This is a genomic window from Sphingobacterium lactis, assembly GCF_051951495.1.
Taxonomy (GTDB): Bacteria; Bacteroidota; Bacteroidia; order Sphingobacteriales; family Sphingobacteriaceae; genus Sphingobacterium; species Sphingobacterium lactis_A.
Map to the genome: position 1 here is coordinate 1,030,762 of NZ_JBNHAS010000001.1, position 17,409 is coordinate 1,048,170.

13 protein-coding genes are annotated in these 17,409 nt (G+C 34.8%); all 13 read right to left on the bottom strand.

All coding sequences use genetic code 11. The features are described 5' to 3' along the window. Window positions 1-83 precede the first annotated feature (83 nt). The 13 genes from ACP6L2_RS04390 to ACP6L2_RS04450 all read right to left on the bottom strand — a co-directional run bounded on the left by ACP6L2_RS04390 (window position 84) and on the right by ACP6L2_RS04450 (window position 17,254). Window positions 84-905: a ChaN family lipoprotein gene (locus ACP6L2_RS04390; RefSeq protein WP_440508085.1), complete on the bottom strand. Its 822-nt coding sequence runs from the start codon at window positions 903-905 to the stop codon at window positions 84-86. Continuing rightward, entirely contained in the window at window positions 902-1,933 is a 1,032-nt protein-coding gene (locus ACP6L2_RS04395) for a hemin-degrading factor (RefSeq protein ID WP_440508086.1), read from the bottom strand. The genes ACP6L2_RS04390 and ACP6L2_RS04395 overlap by 4 nt, the downstream gene beginning before the upstream one ends. A gap of 11 nt (window positions 1,934-1,944) precedes the next feature. Continuing rightward, a complete protein-coding gene (locus ACP6L2_RS04400) occupies window positions 1,945-2,718 on the bottom strand; it encodes a heme ABC transporter ATP-binding protein (protein WP_440508087.1) in 774 nt (257 codons plus the stop codon). Beyond that, window positions 2,719-3,768, bottom strand: a complete 1,050-nt coding sequence (locus ACP6L2_RS04405; RefSeq protein WP_440508088.1) for a FecCD family ABC transporter permease — start codon at window positions 3,766-3,768, stop codon at window positions 2,719-2,721. It abuts the gene before it with no gap. Next, on the bottom strand, window positions 3,765-4,631 hold the full coding sequence (locus tag ACP6L2_RS04410) for a heme/hemin ABC transporter substrate-binding protein (RefSeq protein ID WP_440508089.1): 867 nt from the start codon (window positions 4,629-4,631) through the stop codon (window positions 3,765-3,767). The genes ACP6L2_RS04405 and ACP6L2_RS04410 overlap by 4 nt, the downstream gene beginning before the upstream one ends. A 1-nt stretch (window position 4,632) precedes the next feature. Then, window positions 4,633-5,697, bottom strand: a complete 1,065-nt coding sequence (locus ACP6L2_RS04415; protein ID WP_440508090.1) for an HmuY family protein — start codon at window positions 5,695-5,697, stop codon at window positions 4,633-4,635. 5 nt (window positions 5,698-5,702) lie between these two features. Then, window positions 5,703-7,673 (bottom strand): TonB-dependent receptor plug domain-containing protein, encoded by a 1,971-nt coding sequence (locus tag ACP6L2_RS04420; RefSeq protein WP_440508091.1) that lies wholly within the window; start codon window positions 7,671-7,673, stop codon window positions 5,703-5,705. A 656-nt stretch (window positions 7,674-8,329) separates the two neighbouring features. Further along, the gene (locus ACP6L2_RS04425) at window positions 8,330-9,610 is read right to left on the bottom strand and encodes a TolC family protein (protein ID WP_440508092.1); all 1,281 of its coding nucleotides are present in this window, start codon (window positions 9,608-9,610) and stop codon (window positions 8,330-8,332) included. Window positions 9,611-9,629: 19 nt separating this feature from the next. Beyond that, the gene (locus ACP6L2_RS04430) at window positions 9,630-12,005 is read right to left on the bottom strand and encodes an ABC transporter permease (protein ID WP_440508093.1); all 2,376 of its coding nucleotides are present in this window, start codon (window positions 12,003-12,005) and stop codon (window positions 9,630-9,632) included. Between the two features lie 40 nt (window positions 12,006-12,045). Next, window positions 12,046-14,463 (bottom strand): FtsX-like permease family protein, encoded by a 2,418-nt coding sequence (locus ACP6L2_RS04435; protein ID WP_440508094.1) that lies wholly within the window; start codon window positions 14,461-14,463, stop codon window positions 12,046-12,048. A gap of 17 nt (window positions 14,464-14,480) precedes the next feature. Further along, window positions 14,481-15,227 carry a GIN domain-containing protein gene (locus ACP6L2_RS04440; RefSeq protein WP_440508095.1) on the bottom strand — a complete coding sequence of 249 codons (747 nt, stop codon included), beginning with the start codon at window positions 15,225-15,227 and terminating at the stop codon, window positions 14,481-14,483. Window positions 15,228-15,271: 44 nt separating this feature from the next. Then, complete coding sequence (locus ACP6L2_RS04445) at window positions 15,272-15,973, bottom strand: ABC transporter ATP-binding protein (protein WP_344674782.1); 702 nt, start codon at window positions 15,971-15,973, stop codon at window positions 15,272-15,274. 39 nt (window positions 15,974-16,012) lie between these two features. Then, window positions 16,013-17,254 (bottom strand): efflux RND transporter periplasmic adaptor subunit, encoded by a 1,242-nt coding sequence (locus ACP6L2_RS04450; protein WP_440508096.1) that lies wholly within the window; start codon window positions 17,252-17,254, stop codon window positions 16,013-16,015. Window positions 17,255-17,409 lie beyond the last annotated feature (155 nt).

Below are 17,409 nucleotides of genomic sequence, written 5' to 3' on the forward strand. Positions count from 1 at the left end.
GAAACAATGTCTAAATATTATATTTTATACAAAAGAAGGTCAACAATATTACCTGTTGACCTTTATAAAATATCTTAATAAACCTATTTTATTAACAAGGTATAATCTGCTAGTTTCAAATCTTCCTCCTTAAAATCAGCTTCCTTTATGCTGTTTATAGTGATGCTCAGTTCCTGTAATTTCTTAGGAAGGAAAGCGATAATTCCTTCTCTATTCTTACTATGATATGCTCCATTAATATGCAGTAATACTTGACCTTTTTTCCAATTTCTAACAATAAAGTAAGCCATTGTAGCATCTTTTAATGCTTGTGAATAAATCATATTGCTGGCGTCATGTCCAGGAAGCATCGCACTCATTTCACGGTAGGTACTCAAAGTAGTGTCTACCTTCAATGGCAATGGTGCCATCCATTGGTGACTAGATTTTGGAAAATCACCTAACACATGTACGCCCTTATGATAGACAGCATTCGCATAACGCCTTGGGACATTACTTGCAACTAACTTCAATTGATTTTCTCTAGCAAACTCCAACAAGGGCTTATAATCCTCTTTGTAATTTGGCCAAATACGTGATTCTTGTTCAAAACTCTTTTGATTTATTAATCCTGCAAAGTATTCATCAATTACAAATTGAACATCTGCTTCAAACATTTCCAAAGCGAGTATGACCTGCTTGGAATAAGCCTTATGCAATTCTTGCAACAACTTCATTTCAAGCTGGTGTCCTGTTGCATTATCATGTAATTCACCAAAAAACAGTAATGGTTTTACCTTTGCCTCATCAACAATAACTTCAAGATTGACCTCTTTACCTGACTGATCCAATAACGTAATGGAATCTTGAGCCCAAGTAAATAAACTGGAGAATATTAATATAAAAAGCAGACCTATTTTTCTCATACTACATTTTCTAAGGACTGAATGACTAAACGCCAATCTTCACTTTCAGGAATATTTGGCTTTCTTTTACCAAAAAACTGGATTATTAAATTTCCTTCTTTGTCAAAAGCCTCCACACTATGAACCAAACCCATATCCGTTGGTTTTTTAACAATCCATACTTGATCTATTGCCTCATCTTTTAGGTGTAAATTGAAAATTGGATCTAAAACATTCAGCCATGGACCTGTACGAACAATTTTTTCTGTTGGTCCAGTATGTATCTGCAAACAATTATTATTTCCTACAAATACCATAATATCAAGCTTTAATGAAGATACTAAATTCAATAGACTTTCTATCTTCTTATTTGGAATCTGATGACTATAATTTTCTGGAGCTAATCGTAACGCCTGTAACCTGGACAACTTATAATCCCTTAACATAGGAAAGAAGTCATGAGTATCTTTTAAATCTTTCCAAGCAGCTTGAAACCCTAAAACATCAATTTCTATATCCGGAGTTTCTATCTTATTATTACCATCTAATGGTAAAATAGATAAATCCTCCTTCAGTTTATTTTCATGTTTCTCTAAGAATTTTTGATAAGCTATTGGATCACTGTTTTCTGTCAAGTAAACTTTATGAATGGCTATTCCATACTTGTCAAAAAATTGTATACTATTTCGATTATTATCTTCAACAGCATATGCATATTTCCAATTGGCCATAAATAGTCTGAGATCTATATCCGGATTAACAACCAATCCGATATGACTACTTATGGTAGCTTTAGTATATATTCCTTTTCGCTCATGTACCGCATATTCATTACGTGTTATTGCCAGGATTTCCTTTAAATTTCCTAAATCATTCAGTAAAAGATTAAAATCTGCATGTAATTGAATATTACGTTCATTACAATTGACTAAATCAAGCTCTGTAACCCCTAGGTCTTTTGCTGCTTCACGTATTCTTATTTTTGGGTTTTCAAGTTTATATTGTTGATAGCGTTCAAATAATACGCTTGTGTTTTTTATTAGTTCCATGATTGTATGTTTTAATTTTTTGGTAATATACCTGGATAACCAAGGCTCATATCATTTATTCGTCTCACCTTGGTGTGGTAAATATTAAATATAGTTTCTTCACTTAGGACTTCCTTGGGAGGTCCCCACTTCTTGATCTTTCCATCCTCCAATAACAAGATATTATCAGCATATTGAGCAGCTAAATTGATATCATGTAGAATACAGATAACAATCATTCCTGCATTTGCCATTTTCCTCGCTTTCTCCAAAATAATCTGTTGATATTGAAGGTCTAGTCCATTTATGGGCTCATCCATTAAAAGAACTGCATTTTCCTGATTATGAATCTGTGCAAGAATTCGAGCCAAATGTACGCGTTGTTGTTCTCCTCCAGAAAGTGTATAAATTAGTCGTTCCTTATAGGTTTGTAATCCTAATTCCTCCAAATAAAGATCTACTATTTCTTGATCATGCTGAGATGGGTTTCTATCAAAATGAGGATATCTTCCCATCATTACGATATCATTAACCCGTAGGTTAACACTCATGCTGTTATTTTGAGGGAGTACTGCACGAAATTTGGCTAATTCATTTATCTTATAGCTGCTTAATTCCTTCCCGTGAATCATTACTTGCCCAATTTGATTTGATAATTCTTTGCTGATCAGTTTGAGCAAACTGGATTTTCCAGCACCATTTGGTCCAATTACAGCTAACAACTCAAAGGCCGAAGCCTGAAAAGTTATATTCTGTAAGATTTCCGTCTGTTGAATTTTATAATTTAATCCCTTTACTTCAATCATCTATATCCTCCTTTCTTTAGTTGATTTTAATATAATGGCAATGAACATTGGCACACCCATGAACGCGGTCAATATTCCAATTGGTAACTCAGCAGGAATTACAATCGTACGAGCTATTAGATCGGCTAAGACCAATAGGCTTGCGCCTAATAGGATAGAGGCAGGAAGCAAGAACTTATGATCAGCAGATACTCCCATTCGTAATAAATGTGGTACGAGCAAAGCTAAAAAGCCTATGATACCCGATAATGCAACACATGCACCAACCCCAATTGCGCATAATATAACTACGGAACGTTTGGTCTTTTGTAAGTTAATACCCAAATGTTGCGCTTGTGATTCTCCTAAAGTCATTGCATTCAGAGACTTTCCAAAAATCATTAAACCAACCATGCTTATCAAAGCAAAAGGTAATATGGTCAAAACCGACTTCCAATTTGCACCACCTAAACTGCCCATATTCCAAAAGGTAATGGTTCGCAACTGTTCATCATTTGCTGTATAAGTCATTAAACCTATTAATGCCCCTGCTAAAGCATTGATTGCAATACCTATCAATAACAGCGTGGTAATATCCGTTTTCCCATTTCTCACTGAAAATTTATACAGCAATGAAGTCGTCAATAAGGCTCCAATGAATGCAACAACAGCTAAGGCATAATAACCCAAAAACAAAGTCAAACCTTCAAAAAGAGTGTTTCCAATAACGATGAACATCACCGCAAACAAGGATGCACCAGATGAAACACCTATTAGACCTGGTTCCGCTAGTGGATTTCTAAATATCCCTTGAATAGCACAACCCGAAATACCAAGTGTACCGCCAACTAAGATTCCTAATAATACTCTTGGAATTCGAATAGCCATCAATACGGCTTCCTGTTGATTATAGATGGCTTCTGAATTGCCTATGTCAAATTGTTTTAATATGATCTTCCCTAAACTTTCTAAAGGTATTTCTATCGCTCCTACACATATGGAGAGTGTGCAGGAGCTAAATAGAAATAAAAGTAGAGAGATAATGAAGACCTTTTTATATTTTTCTATCATTCATGAATTTTAGTATGCAGTTCCTTTATGGCATTAGGCAACCTAGGACTAAAACCAGATAATAACTGCCCATCCATATTGATGATCTTTCCTTCTTTTCCAGCACGAGTTTGTTTAACTCCCTGCACTTCCATAAATCCATTTTTATCACCTAAGCTGGATAAACCAGAACTAAACAATAGAATGACATCAGGATTATAATTCACTAAGGATTCTGGTGTCAATGGCTTGTATTCTTCAAAGTCTTTGGCTACATTTAATCCACCTGCCAATTGAATCATTTTAGCTACTTGTGTATTATTTCCACCAACCATCATCGTACCTGTACCACGCGCATAGATAAATAGAACTTTAGGTTTAGGGTTTTCAGCCTCAAATGCTTGTACCAACTGAATATCTTGATCAAATCTTTTCAAAATAGAATCGCCTTTTTCTTTAAGTTTCAAAGAGTCAGTAAGAGACTTGATCATATTTCTAGATCCAGGAATACTATATTCCTGATCTACAAGGATTACACGCATTCCTGCTTGTCTGAACTGTTCAACCGTTTCTTCTGGCACTTCCTTAGTTCCGATTATTATATTCGGATTAAGTGCCAAAACAGCTTCCACCGGAATCTTTTTGTTATGACCTACCTTGGGAACATCCTTAAGACTTATAGGGTAGGTGGAGGATACATCTACTCCAACTAATTGTTTTTCTAAGCCAGCATCACAAAGAATTTCAGAAACTGTACCATTCAAGGAGACAATCCGCAGCGAATCTACTTCGATATTTCCGCTATCTTGTTTTCCGGAAATATTACATGAACATATAGCAAGGCTGATTATGCCTAAGAAAAATAAAGGGTTAATTCTTTTCATGTTATTTTCCTTTTACTAGTTTGTATTCAATTTCAGGGTAACCTCTTTTTCCGCCATCTTTTCCTGCACCCATAGCAATAAACCTTAACTTGTAGATGTTACCCGCTTTATCTTTAATGACGTAAAATCTATCCTTTAGCGCTCCTGTTCCTAAGGTATTGCGCCATTTAGAACCAATTACATTACGTCCAGTTTTCAAGCTTATGGAGCCTAGTTTGCTAGCATCAAACTCATCATAGGATGGTTTGCCATTTGTCTTTCCTTCTTTATCCAAGTAAACTACTTCAGCAGCTGTAACGCCAGTTTCATGATTCAAGAATATTAAATCCGAAAAGGCATAAGGAACTGGAGTGTTTGGACCCATCATCGTATAGAAACTTGCTTTAGTCCATACAAAATCCCAATCATCTTTTTTAGGTTCTACATTCACCGCACCTTTACTAAAGGAGACATGCTTAAAATTAAAAGTATTGTCTTTTGTAATGGTTAAAGTCTGAATATTGGTTGCATCTATTGGTGCATATTGCAAGGTGTAGGCATTTGTACCACTTCTAGTGACTTTAATTTTCCATAGTTCATCCTTCTTTACTGAAGCAAATAGAGGATTTACGATGTACACCTTGTTTTGATTTTCCGTCGCATTTACCGCTGCAATGACACTTTGATTTACACGTCCAGCGGTATCATCATAAAGCTTAATCTTTTCTGGTTTCATGTCATAATCCAATTTACTGAGATCAACATTTGAAGAGTTGACGGCTTTTATATCTGTTTGAGAAGTTTCGATAGCAGACATCCCAACTTGATAATTTAATATTACCCGAAATTCAGCGGCACAATAAAATCCTAGTGACCAATCTTTCCTTTTTACAGAATCTTGTTTATCAGAACTAAGGTCTACATAAACTGCATTTGCTGCGTCCGATGCGCCAATTCCACCATTTAAGGTCAATTTATTGCCATCAGAAGGCTTTATTTCCGGAATTGGAGCTTCCGTTCGTTCACAGGATCCAAAAGTTATAAGTGCTAATAAAGCTACGGCAGAGTAAATAGTATTTGTTTTCATTTTGTTTATTTATTCAAATTATAGAGTAATCCAAAGAAGTAGGAGCGTCCATAAGCAATGGGTACCGACGATACATTTGATGTATGTGCTCCTGAACCGGTGCTTGCTGTATTATTGATATCTGTTGTATTTGTTAGGTTTCGTACGCCCGCTTGGACGCTTAATCCTCGGAAAAGATCCTTGTTCAAGCTAAGGTCTAACTGATGAAATGCTGAAATTGAAGTCTGTCTAGCAGTAATTTGATTATCTGTTCCTTGAACTGTTTCAAAGCCAGGCCGTTTTCCATTAAATTTATAGAAAATAGAAATGTTGGATTTCCAAGCTGGTATATCCTGCGAAAATGAAGCATTCAATTCCGGGGTCCATAAAAATTCCTTTAAGTCCGGATACTGTTCCTTAAGCCTATTGAATCTTCCTACTAGAGCTAAGCCCAAATCTAAACGACTATCTTTATAGTGAAGTTGATTCTCTAAACTTCCACCAGTAGTTTTATAGAAATCTAAATTCTGGTAGGTATTTATTCTATTATCTCCTGGTTTTAAGCTCAATATTATCAGGTTATTAAAATGATTATAAAAACCGTTGATGGAACTTTTTAACAGGAAGTCTTTCGATAAGGACTTTTGATAATGGAGGTTAGCAATAAAACTATTGTTATTTTCTGCTTTCAAATTTGTATTCCCCTCAATTTGGTGATTCGTATCAAAGAAGTTGAAATATAGATCGCGTAAGTTTGGTGCTCTAAACCCTCTAGCAAAAGACAGCCTCATATCAAAATCTGAATTGATGATAAACTTACTGTTGATGGATGGAATAATAGGAGGGGAGTCATAAATGGAATTATGAATAAACCGTAACCCAGGCCGAACCAAAAACCATTTGAATGGTTTATAATCTGCAGAGATATAGGCTGCTACATCATAAAGCTCTGCATTTTTTTGTATTCTAGCCCCAGATCCTCGGTCAAAATCAAAATCTAAACCAGCAAGAATGTCTATGGTAGAATGCAGCTGATAGTTAGCAGTTAACCGTGCAAATGTTTGTGAAAATTTAGAAATATCTTGTTCTCCAGCCTGTGTGCCCAATTCCACGGTACCTGTTTCCAAATTATGTATTTTAGTAACGGTCGACCGCTTATAGTTTTGTTGAGTCAGTGACCCCAATAAATGGAACCGATCAGAGAGCGACCATTTTCCTTGAAGAACTTGGGTAAATCGATCTGTAAAATAATTCTTATCGGTATATCGATAGCTAGGCAAAATTTCCCCAGGTGTAAAAATATCCTCATTTAGAAATTGAAGTTGATAGAATATATGGAGATGGTCTTTCTGAAATCCTAATTTAGCACTGGTCAACCATTGTTCCTTCGGTTGCCAAGTTAATGCCCTTCCTGTTTCCTTTCCTTGATATCCACCAAAAGTATTGCGACTACCTGTCCAGTTTATATACCAATCCTTATCTTGAAATTGAAGGTTAACATGCAAATTATGTTTTCCTTCCTTATCACCCGGTCTATACTCTGTATTGACCGTCTCTTCGATCATTCGCAATCCTACATTCCATTTCTTTTTCGATTTTGATGGGTCAATGCTGATGATATTAATAGCACCTGCTAAAGCGTCTGTGCCATATAATACAGAAACTGGACCTTCAACAATTTCTATTCGTTCTATATTGTTCACATCGATTTGTGACAGACTCTGTTTTGTACTTCCACGATCAATTATAGGGATGCCATCTAATAGTATCTTTACATTTTGTCCAGACATCCCCATTAATTGTATATCCGATTCACCTAATATCAAATCATTTGAAAATCGAATACCTAATTGGTTTTGTAATATCGTCTGCATATCTGCTGTTCCGCGTCGAATAATTTCCTCTCGGTTAATTACACGCACATTATAAACAGATTGTTTTAGTGAAGTTGGTTTAAACTGTGCAGTTACCACAACCTCATCTATCTGCTTATTCATTGCTATAGAATCTTTAGTTTGAGCATGTATAGCACTGTTTGCAAACAGAAGTAGAGAAAGAATATATATTTGTTTCGACAACATTATTTAGAATCATTATAAACAATGACACAAACATAGGTCTTGTTTAGAATTGTTCCAAATAACTAAAGGACGTGAAAGGAAATTTTAATTTAATAATCGGAAATTTTTAAAAATAATAAGCAATAATAGTCCAATATAAAAATAGGGGAGTGCATCAATTATAATAAGCTATTGAATCTGCATTATTACTATACTGACTATAAACAAGTAGGTATCAAACACCATATTGCTTTGATACATATAGGGAATTTCAAAGGATTTTATAAGGATCTTTTTCGGATCTCGTTCGCTTCTAACCGAACGAGTTCCGAAGAAGTTCCGAACAAGTTCCGAAGGAGATCCGAAGGAGTGTCGAATAAAACCCCTGTGAGAGACGATGAGATATGAGACATGAGATTTGAGAATTTAGTTTGAAAGTAGAAGATAATTGGTAGGGGATTTAACCTTTAATTGTTGAAATTATTTTAAAGAGTTGAAGAGATTCTTAAAAAAGAAAACCGTCAAACTTGAAATTAGACGGTCATTCAGTATAAACAGTAAAAGATCTCAATTCTTTGTTTAGCAGCGATTTATTATTCTATCATTGTTTTCATTATATGGATAGACATTGCCTTGAATAATTGATTTTTAAGATAATCATAAGAAGCATTAAGCACTTGATTTTTAGCAGCATTATAGGCAGATATATCTACTCTTCCGAATTCAAATTTTGTTTGTGTTGTTTCTAATGATTTCTCGGCAAAATTCATATGTTCAATTAAACTGGGTTGCAATTCGTCGAACTGTTTGATTTTCTGTCTTTCTAATTGAAGTTTATTGTTTAGATCTAAAGTAGTCTTGGAAATCAGCTGTTCTTGCTCTAAAAATTCCATTTTCTTTAAACGTCTAGCTTGTAGACGATCTCCACGAGAAAAGATAGGAATACTTAGATTCAAGCCTAAAAATTGATTTTTATTATTTCTTAATTGACTGCCAAACTGTAAGGAGGTATCAAAAATATCTTTAATCTTATTGGAATAAAATGTTCCATAATCATAGGATAGACTAACTCTAGGAAGCATAGGGCCAAATAGTTGTGTATACTCGTGCTCTAATTTGCCCAATCTTAGTTTTTCCAATTGAATAGCTGGATGATTTTGAATTTCCAGGGTATTCGGAACAGCAATTGCCTTGTTAAATACTAAAGTTATGTTATCAGGCAATAAATCCTGATTATTAATCAATTGCATTAAGCTCAACTTCTGATTAGCCTCTTCTTGTTGTGTTTGGAGGAGCAGTTTTTTTTCTTGAATGACGACCACTTGTATATCTTGTTCATCACTTTCTGGCTTCGCACCATCTTCGACTTCCTTCTGAATCCTTTCTAATTGTTGTTTGGAATTTACTAGTTGACCTTCAATAACTTTTTGCCATTCCTGAGCCGCCAAGGCATCATAATACTTCTGAATAACTTGAAGTATAAATTCACGTTCGATTACTGCTTTATTTTGTTGAGCGATCAAAAAGTCATCGTTACTAAGTTTTGACTCCCATAGTTCATTAAAATTAAATAAGCTAATTGAACCTTCAATTCCCAGGTTATCCGACTGTATGTTGGAACTAACACGGGTATTTGAGGCAGGATCAATGGATGATCCAAACAAATATCGATGCGAACCGTAGGCATTGATTTGAGGAAGGAACCTGCTGGCAGTTGAACGTTTTGCCTTCTCCATTCGTAATACCTTTAGTTTTTCGATTTTAAAGTCAAGTTTGTTTTCCAAACCGATCTGTATGCATTCGTTTAGGGTTAACACCTTGGTCTGTGAGAATGCCCACGTTGGCATTCCACAGAGAAGGCTAACTAAACTCAAACAAAATATTGTAATAAACCTATTCATATTTTAGGTAAGATAAAGTATTGATTTTCGTTGCTTTGTAAGCTTTGCTCAGAACAGTAACCATGGTTAATAGTAACAAACCGACAAAAGCTATGAGGTAAGAAATCCAAGATATTTCAATGCGATAGGCGAAGTTTTCCAACCAAGATTGAATCAAATAATAGGAGGGAACTACGGTCAGTAAAAATCCAAGCAGAAACAGTATAAAGTAAACCATTGTCAATTGCTTTAACAGATTTGGTGTTTCAGCGCCTAGTACTTTGCGGATGGCAATTTCCTTGAACTTACGCTCAATGGTAAAGGATGCCAATGCAAATAAGCCAAGTAAAGCAATAAATACCACGATGCCGTTTAGGATATTGAATAAATTACGTTGTTGTACATATTTGGCAAACGTATTCGCAAATGCTTTATCCACAAATTCATATTCAAAGGGGAAATATTGATCCACTCTTTTCTTCCAAAAGCTTTCCAATGCAGAAATACCATTTTCAAATTTGCTAACATCCATCTTTACGTAAATGGAATTTACATAGGCATTTACATCAGAATTTCCATTGAGGTTAACAAAAATCATGGGATTCACATTTTGTTCCAGGTCGAAAGAATTGAAGTCTTTGACCACACCAATGATTCTTCGGTCTTTACCCCACCATTTGATGACTTTATTTAGCGGATCAGCCATTTTTAATTCATTTACAGCTGTTTCGTTAAGGAGAATAGATTCCAAGGAGTCTGATGCCAATTTAGAATCAAATGAACGGCCAGCAGCTAATTTGATCTGAAGCATGTCCAAAAAATGCTCATCCATCCCGATATTAGTTACCTGAGAGGTATTCGTCTGGTAATTTACAGTGGTACTGCTGACCGTCACTCCATCTGATAAGGAGAAGTTCGTTACGGACAAGTCCTGGACACCAGGTACTTTCCGGAGTTCCTGCTCAAATGTCTTATAAAACTCAAAAGCATTCTTCTTTTGATTAGGTTGAAAGTTAATACGGATAATTTGATCTCCTGTAAAACCTAAATTCATTTTACCTAAGAAATCGATTTGTTTATTGGCATTTACACTCACCAAAATAAAAAAGGTGGCAATTGCAAACTGAAGTACCAGGGAAGCATTACGGACAAATTTGCCAGCCTTACTACTTCCATATTGCCCCTTCAGCATATTTTGCAAGTGTATATTCGATAAGAAGATGGCTGGAAAACTACTTACAACAAGAACCATAAGGATCATGGTAATAAAGAAAATTGATATTTCTTTTAGTCCAACTACTATATCGAAGTTCAATAATTGATTATAGAATGGGCTAGTCCACTCCACCAAAACGAGTGCAAGTACAAAGGAACTAACAAAAATTAAGCTTGTTTCAAAAAGATATTGCAAGTAAAATGTCCATGAATTACTTCCCATAACCCTTCTTAATCCCATTTCTTTTCCACGTTTTAAAGCTTGGGTAGCTGTAAGGTTAATGAAATTGATGAGTGACAATAAAAGAATCAATCCAGCAAAACCAATATTCAAATAGAGAAAAAGGTGATTGCTTAAACCTTCTGGAAGGAAAGAGGCCTTACTTTCCTGGTACAATGTAGATAAGGGCTCTAAGGCGAAAGATACATCATTACCTTCTTCTTTATAGGCTTCCAGACTAATTCCTCTATTTTTTGCACTCATGGCTAAAAGGTGGCTTTCATAGGCACTATAAATCTCTTTAGTTAATGTTTCTTGTGATACATTTTCCTTTAGTTTGATCAAAGAGCCTGCACCAAAATTAAACCATCCATAATCTTCTTTCTGTACATTTTTATTCCAATAGGTATTGATCGCTATTGGAAGTACAGAGGATTTCGGGTTCAGCTTATAAATTAATTTTACTGTCCATGCTTTGCCGTAACTATCTGTAATGATTTGGTCAATCCCAGCCGTTAAATTTCCAAAAAGAGATATGGCATAAGATTCTTCCAGAGCGATTGCATCGACAGTTTCCTTAAACCCTTGATAACTTCCAGATATCTTTTCAAAAGGGAAATACTCAAAAAAATTCCCCTGAGACCTGAAATTCTTTTTTGTGTTGACAACCTTACCTTTGAAAGCATAACTTTCTTGATGATAAAATCCATCCAAATAACAGTAATCTGCTATCAAATCCTTCTGTTTGAGGTAATAGGACATGATATTAGGTTGGTATGCTGTAAAATATTCTTTAGATAAAGGAGTACGCACAATTTGATAAATATTCTCCTTTTCCGGATTCCATTGGTTTATGGATTTTTCTGCTGTCCAGTAGGATAGAGCCAACATACTGATGGCAAAACCTACCGCCAAACCGAGCACTGTTAATAAGCTGAAGAACTTGTTCCTCATACAGTTATACCAGAATATTTTAAACCAGTTCTTTAACATGTTATTCGTATTTGATGTAGGTGAGTGAATTAATACGTGTTGCTGAAATTGCCTTTCCCAATACGATAAGCATGGTTAGAACAAACATCATGACTAAGGCCATAAAGAAAGCATATAATGGTAAATCAATACGATAGGCAAAGTTTTCCAACCATTTCTGCATTAGGTAATAGCTAGGCACAATCGCCAGGATAAAACCAACAGTAAGTAGAATGATGTATTGCTTGATAAGATTTAAAACTAATTCTTTTGTTTCAGCACCTAGAACCTTTTTGATGGCAATTTCCTTGTATCGACGTTCAATAGTATAGGATGCTAAGGCAAATAAACCTAAAAGGGCAATACTAATAACAACAACCGTTAGAATACTGAAGACATTACGTTGTTTTACATATTGAGCATAGGTTTTCGCAAATTGTTGATCCACAAATTCAAAATTGAAAGGTCTTTCAGCATCTACATTAGATTTCCAATACGTTTCGATTTGTGAAATGGTATTATCCATATCTTCAGGCTTTAATTTAATAATCAAGCTGTTTAAGTTTGATTGCAACCAAGACACAGTTTTGAGATGAAAAAATGCCATTGGCGGTATTTTATTGTTTAGCCCTGATAAATGGAAATCATCAACAATTCCAATAACTTTCAAATCACGTCCATTCCATTTTATGGATTTATTTAATATATCTTTTTCACCAATCATTTCAACCGCTGTTTTGTTGAGTAAAACGGCATCAATCGTATCGGAAGCCAGGTTTACCTTTATGTTTCGGCCTCCTACAACCTTAATTTTGTACATGTCCAAGGTATTAAAATCGATACCCATATTTTCAGATTGGACAGTTTTATCATTGTAATTGAAACTGGTAGAAGAAGAAGCGCCACGACCGATGATAAATGTAGCAGCAGTAACATCGCTTACTCCTGGGATTTTTTTCAATTCTTGTTTCATCAATTCATAATCTTGCAACTTATGGTCTGAACGTTTTGTCCAATCGATACTGATATTTTGTTCAGCATGAAATCCTAAATCTTTCTTCATGGCATAATTGACTTGTACGGATACCACTATTCCAGATATGATAAAAAATGTAGCAATACAGAACTGCAAGACAATCATGGTATTCCGTATCCATATACCGGATTGGCTTCTGGAGAAGTTTCCCTTAATAACCTTTAAGATTTCAAAATTGGCAATATACATGGCTGGTAAAACACCAGCAAGCAAAATAACAAGGAGGAGAAGTCCTAAAAAGAAAGGGACATAGTTTAAAAGTTGTACATGAAGATCCTTATCCAATAAGGAATTATAAAATGGTAAAAGAACCTCTACTAATGCCAAAGTTAAAACTATGGAAATAAGTGTCGTTATTGCTGTTTCAAATATCAGTTGAAATACAATATTCTTGGTTGTGCCACCTACAACTTTTCTAACACCTATTTCTTTGGCTCGTTTCATAGCATAAGCCGTAGAAAGATTGATGTAATTAAAGATGGAAATAATTAAGATCAGAATGGATAATCCAACATTAATATATAAGAACGTGTAATTTCCTTTGCCTGCAGGAAGCCCTGAAGGTAAATCTGTATTATTTAATCGAACATGATTTAATGGCATCAAGTTAACAGCAATAGTGCCATGTTTTGAAATATAATCTTCTTTGGATAAGCCTGCGTTTTTAGCACGGGGGCTAGTTAAAAACTCATCCATTATACTATTCAACTGATTTTGGATAGCGGTCAATTGTGTTGCATCTTTTGCTTTAATTAGCAATCCGTAAAGAAAATCGCCGGTGTTGTTATTCGCTACCCCATTTCTAATTTGTTCATCCAACAAGTGGAAAACCATATTAGGGCGAAAAGAGGTACTTGGATTGCCTTTGTAAACCGTCGTTACAACTAGCATTGTCCCTGAAGGAGAGGTTAAAGTCTTACCTATTGGGTCTTCATCTGCAAATAATTGAATGGCCGTATTTTCTTCCAAAGCTACAGAATTGACCTCTCCTTTAAATTTCAACACATTTCCTTTGATGATTTCAAATGGAAAAAATTCAAAGAAATTCGATTGTGTATTTAAAACATCCTTGATGTAGATTGATTTCCCAGCAATTTGGTATGGTTCATTCAGCTGTTTAGGGGCATAATATAAATAACTATCTAATTCGGGACTTTTCTCTTTTAACCAAGTACCGACCGGAGCAATCATCGAAGCCCATTTATTTTCATTAAAATCAATAGAAACTTCCGCAATTTTCTCTTTATCAGGCACCCAATTATTATAAGCATGCTCATCTTCCCAATAGAGCATGGCTAATATAACTCCTGTCATGCCTATGGCAAGACCAAAGACTGTTAACAAGAAGAATAACTTGTTCTGAAGTGAATTGTATAAAAAGACTTTAAACCAGTTCTTTAACATGACTTTAAATTTTAATATTAGTTTGCACTGATACGGCCATTAGAGCTCTTATCAAAATTGGTCGTTTTAGGATTGCCACTATAACTAATACGACCATTGGAGCTAGCATTGGCATCAAGTTTTTGAGAAGCATTCAATTTCAGTGTTCCATTACTTGAGGCACTTGCTTTTACATTTTTAGCATTTAGATTTGACAAATCTACGGTCGCATTGGAGGTGCTATTAGCAACTAAACTTTGCGTATTTCCTGAGATATTCGCTTTTGCATTACTACTCACATCTAGATCTAGATTATCTGCATTTAGGAGCAAGTCTAATTTAGCATTTGAACTAACATGAACCTCCGCTTGACCAGTAGTAATAGATTTAGCATTCATTTTTCCATTTGAACTTACTTTGATATCAACCTTACTTACTTTGATGGCTTCTGATAATTCAATACTTCCATTTGATTGAACTTCAAACGAGTTCATATTTGGGTTGGTATAAACTGTTATCTGCAACTGTTTGACATTTTGTATTTGGGAGTTGGGCTTTATTTGAATGACTAACTTTCCGTTTTTAGTTTCTGTTAGGATTTTATCTATATTCTTTTGGTTATCGGCTTCTACAACAACCTCATTTCTGTTAGAATTAACAATGACAGCATGTATACCGGTATTTACTGAAATGCTATTTGGTTGTTGAATTTTACGAACTTCCTTAGTTTGTGCTTTTGCAAATGATGTTACGGCTAAAAGGGCAATGATGATGTATGTTTTCATGGTGTTTTATATTTTGATTGTTTTGATTTAATAAATGTTTCTATTTAGGACTGAAAGATATCAACCACTTTTTGATTTAATTTTTCACTAAGGATTTCTCCATCTTTCATACTGATTATTTTTTCAGAATAGGCAGCATCATGTGCGGAGTGGGTAACCATTAAGATCGTTGTTCCTTGAGCATGAAGTTTGGTTAATAATTCCATTACTTCATTACCATTGGAGCTATCCAGGTTACCAGTCGGCTCATCTGCTAGGATGATTTTTGGATCACAGACCAAGGCTCTGGCAACAGCAACACGTTGTTGTTGACCACCTGATAATTGCTGTGGATAATGTTGCAAGCGATGGGAAATATTCAGCTTTTCGGCTATTTCCTTAACGCGCTCCTTACGTTCAGAAGCAGGCACCTTATTGTATATTAATGGTAACTCGATATTATCATACACATTCAATTCATCAATTAGGTTAAAGTTTTGAAAGATGAATCCAATATTTGCTTTTCGCAATCTTGATCTTTCCACTTCATTCATTCCCGCAACCTCTTTACCAACTAATTGATAGGAACCTGAACTGATTTCATCCAATAATCCTATAATATTCAGAAGGGTTGATTTCCCACATCCGGAAGGACCCATAATGGATACAAATTCACCTTCTTTTATTATCAAATTAATATTATTCAATGCCTTCGTCTGCACTTCTTCGGTAGCAAAAACTCGGTTTAAATCTTTTATTTGTATCATATTCTTCTTAATTCATTAAGGTTTTATAAATAATGGTATTTATTTACTTATTTCTATTTTTTCAATGTTTTTATAATCATCATATTTTGAGATGATGACTTGTTCATTTTCTTTGAGCCCATCAACTACCTCATAATAATAAGGGTTTTCTCGTCCCAATTGTACGGCTCTTTTGGTAGCTACATGATCTTTGACAACAAATATATATTTGCCTTGTGCAACGGTATTAAAGCTTCCTTTTGGAATGACTAATTTCTGTTCCTTTCCAGACAAGATTAATTTCACGCCAAAGGAGAGTCCCTCTTGTAAACCTTCAGGTTGTTTTCCTTCAAATTCCAATTCAACTTTAAATTGACCTGCTTTTACCTCTGGAAGGATTTTAATAACCTTAACCTCTGTTGATTTGTTCTTAAATTCTATATTCCCTTTTTGACCTGTATTGATCTTATCCAAATAAAATTCATCTACCATAGCAGTCAATTTATAGCCTTTTAAGACATCGATTTTTCCAAGTGCTGTACCGGCTTGTATATTTTCACCAAGATTAGCCTCATAAGAACTTAAACGTCCTGAAACAGGTGCCATCACTAAGAAATTCTTCTTGTTGTTACGAAGTGTTTCTAAACTCTTCTCCATTATTCCCAAAGCCTGATTAATCTGTTTCAACTGTAAGGAATTTGTTTCCTTCTCACGTTGAATACTTCGTTGAATAATGTTTTTACGTTCATTCTGATAACGTAATTTTTCCTGCGTTACTTCATAATCATTCCTAGCTAGAATCTTCTTGTTATATAATTTGCTATTCAGATCAGATTCCATTTTAGCAGCATTGTAATCATGCTCAATCAAAACCAATTCTTTAGAAAGTTCCAATTCTTGATTTCGTATATTCAATTTGGCTACATTGAGTTGATTGATTTGTTCTATGATACCAGTTTCTTGAGCCAGGTAGTTAAATTCCGTATTGGGGTTATAAATTCTGGCAATAGGAGTGCCTTGAGTAACCATAGCTCCGTTTTCAACGTATAGTTCTTGAACAGATCCCCCTTCGATCACATTGACCAAAACAGAGTTTAAAGGGTCGACTTGAGCTTGAAAAATCACAAAATCTTCGAAGGCTTCCGTTTTAACAGGTTTTATTAATATTTCAGCAGATTTAACCTTCAGAGTTTTTGGACGAGTTGCCAAGAAAGTACCCATGCCTAATAGGCTTAAAAAAATAAGGCTAATTATTGCAATGTATTGTTTTTTTCTATTTTTACGAGGTACTATGGTATCCATTAGTTTATTAATTTTCTTGATAATAAACACATAAGATTTGTGCCAATAGATTTATAATTTCCAATACATTAAGTCATAGGAAGTTATAAAACCATTAAAATTTACACTTGTCCGATAATGGACATTGTCCGTACAGAAGCGTACAGTTTAATAAT

What these genes read in the sequence shown, in the direction of transcription:
- ACP6L2_RS04390 (WP_440508085.1), bottom strand. Translation starts at nt 905, where the DNA reads ATGAGAAAAATAGGTCTGCTTTTTATATTAATATTCTCCAGTTTATTT.
- ACP6L2_RS04395 (WP_440508086.1), bottom strand. Translation starts at nt 1,933, where the DNA reads ATGGAACTAATAAAAAACACAAGCGTATTATTTGAACGCTATCAACAA.
- ACP6L2_RS04400 (WP_440508087.1), bottom strand. Translation starts at nt 2,718, where the DNA reads ATGATTGAAGTAAAGGGATTAAATTATAAAATTCAACAGACGGAAATC.
- ACP6L2_RS04405 (WP_440508088.1), bottom strand. Translation starts at nt 3,768, where the DNA reads ATGATAGAAAAATATAAAAAGGTCTTCATTATCTCTCTACTTTTATTT.
- ACP6L2_RS04410 (WP_440508089.1), bottom strand. Translation starts at nt 4,631, where the DNA reads ATGAAAAGAATTAACCCTTTATTTTTCTTAGGCATAATCAGCCTTGCT.
- ACP6L2_RS04415 (WP_440508090.1), bottom strand. Translation starts at nt 5,697, where the DNA reads ATGAAAACAAATACTATTTACTCTGCCGTAGCTTTATTAGCACTTATA.
- ACP6L2_RS04420 (WP_440508091.1), bottom strand. Translation starts at nt 7,673, where the DNA reads ATGAATAAGCAGATAGATGAGGTTGTGGTAACTGCACAGTTTAAACCA.
- ACP6L2_RS04430 (WP_440508093.1), bottom strand. Translation starts at nt 12,005, where the DNA reads ATGAGGAACAAGTTCTTCAGCTTATTAACAGTGCTCGGTTTGGCGGTA.
- ACP6L2_RS04435 (WP_440508094.1), bottom strand. Translation starts at nt 14,463, where the DNA reads ATGTTAAAGAACTGGTTTAAAGTCTTTTTATACAATTCACTTCAGAAC.
- ACP6L2_RS04440 (WP_440508095.1), bottom strand. Translation starts at nt 15,227, where the DNA reads ATGAAAACATACATCATCATTGCCCTTTTAGCCGTAACATCATTTGCA.
- ACP6L2_RS04445 (WP_344674782.1), bottom strand. Translation starts at nt 15,973, where the DNA reads ATGATACAAATAAAAGATTTAAACCGAGTTTTTGCTACCGAAGAAGTG.
- ACP6L2_RS04450 (WP_440508096.1), bottom strand. Translation starts at nt 17,254, where the DNA reads ATGGATACCATAGTACCTCGTAAAAATAGAAAAAAACAATACATTGCA.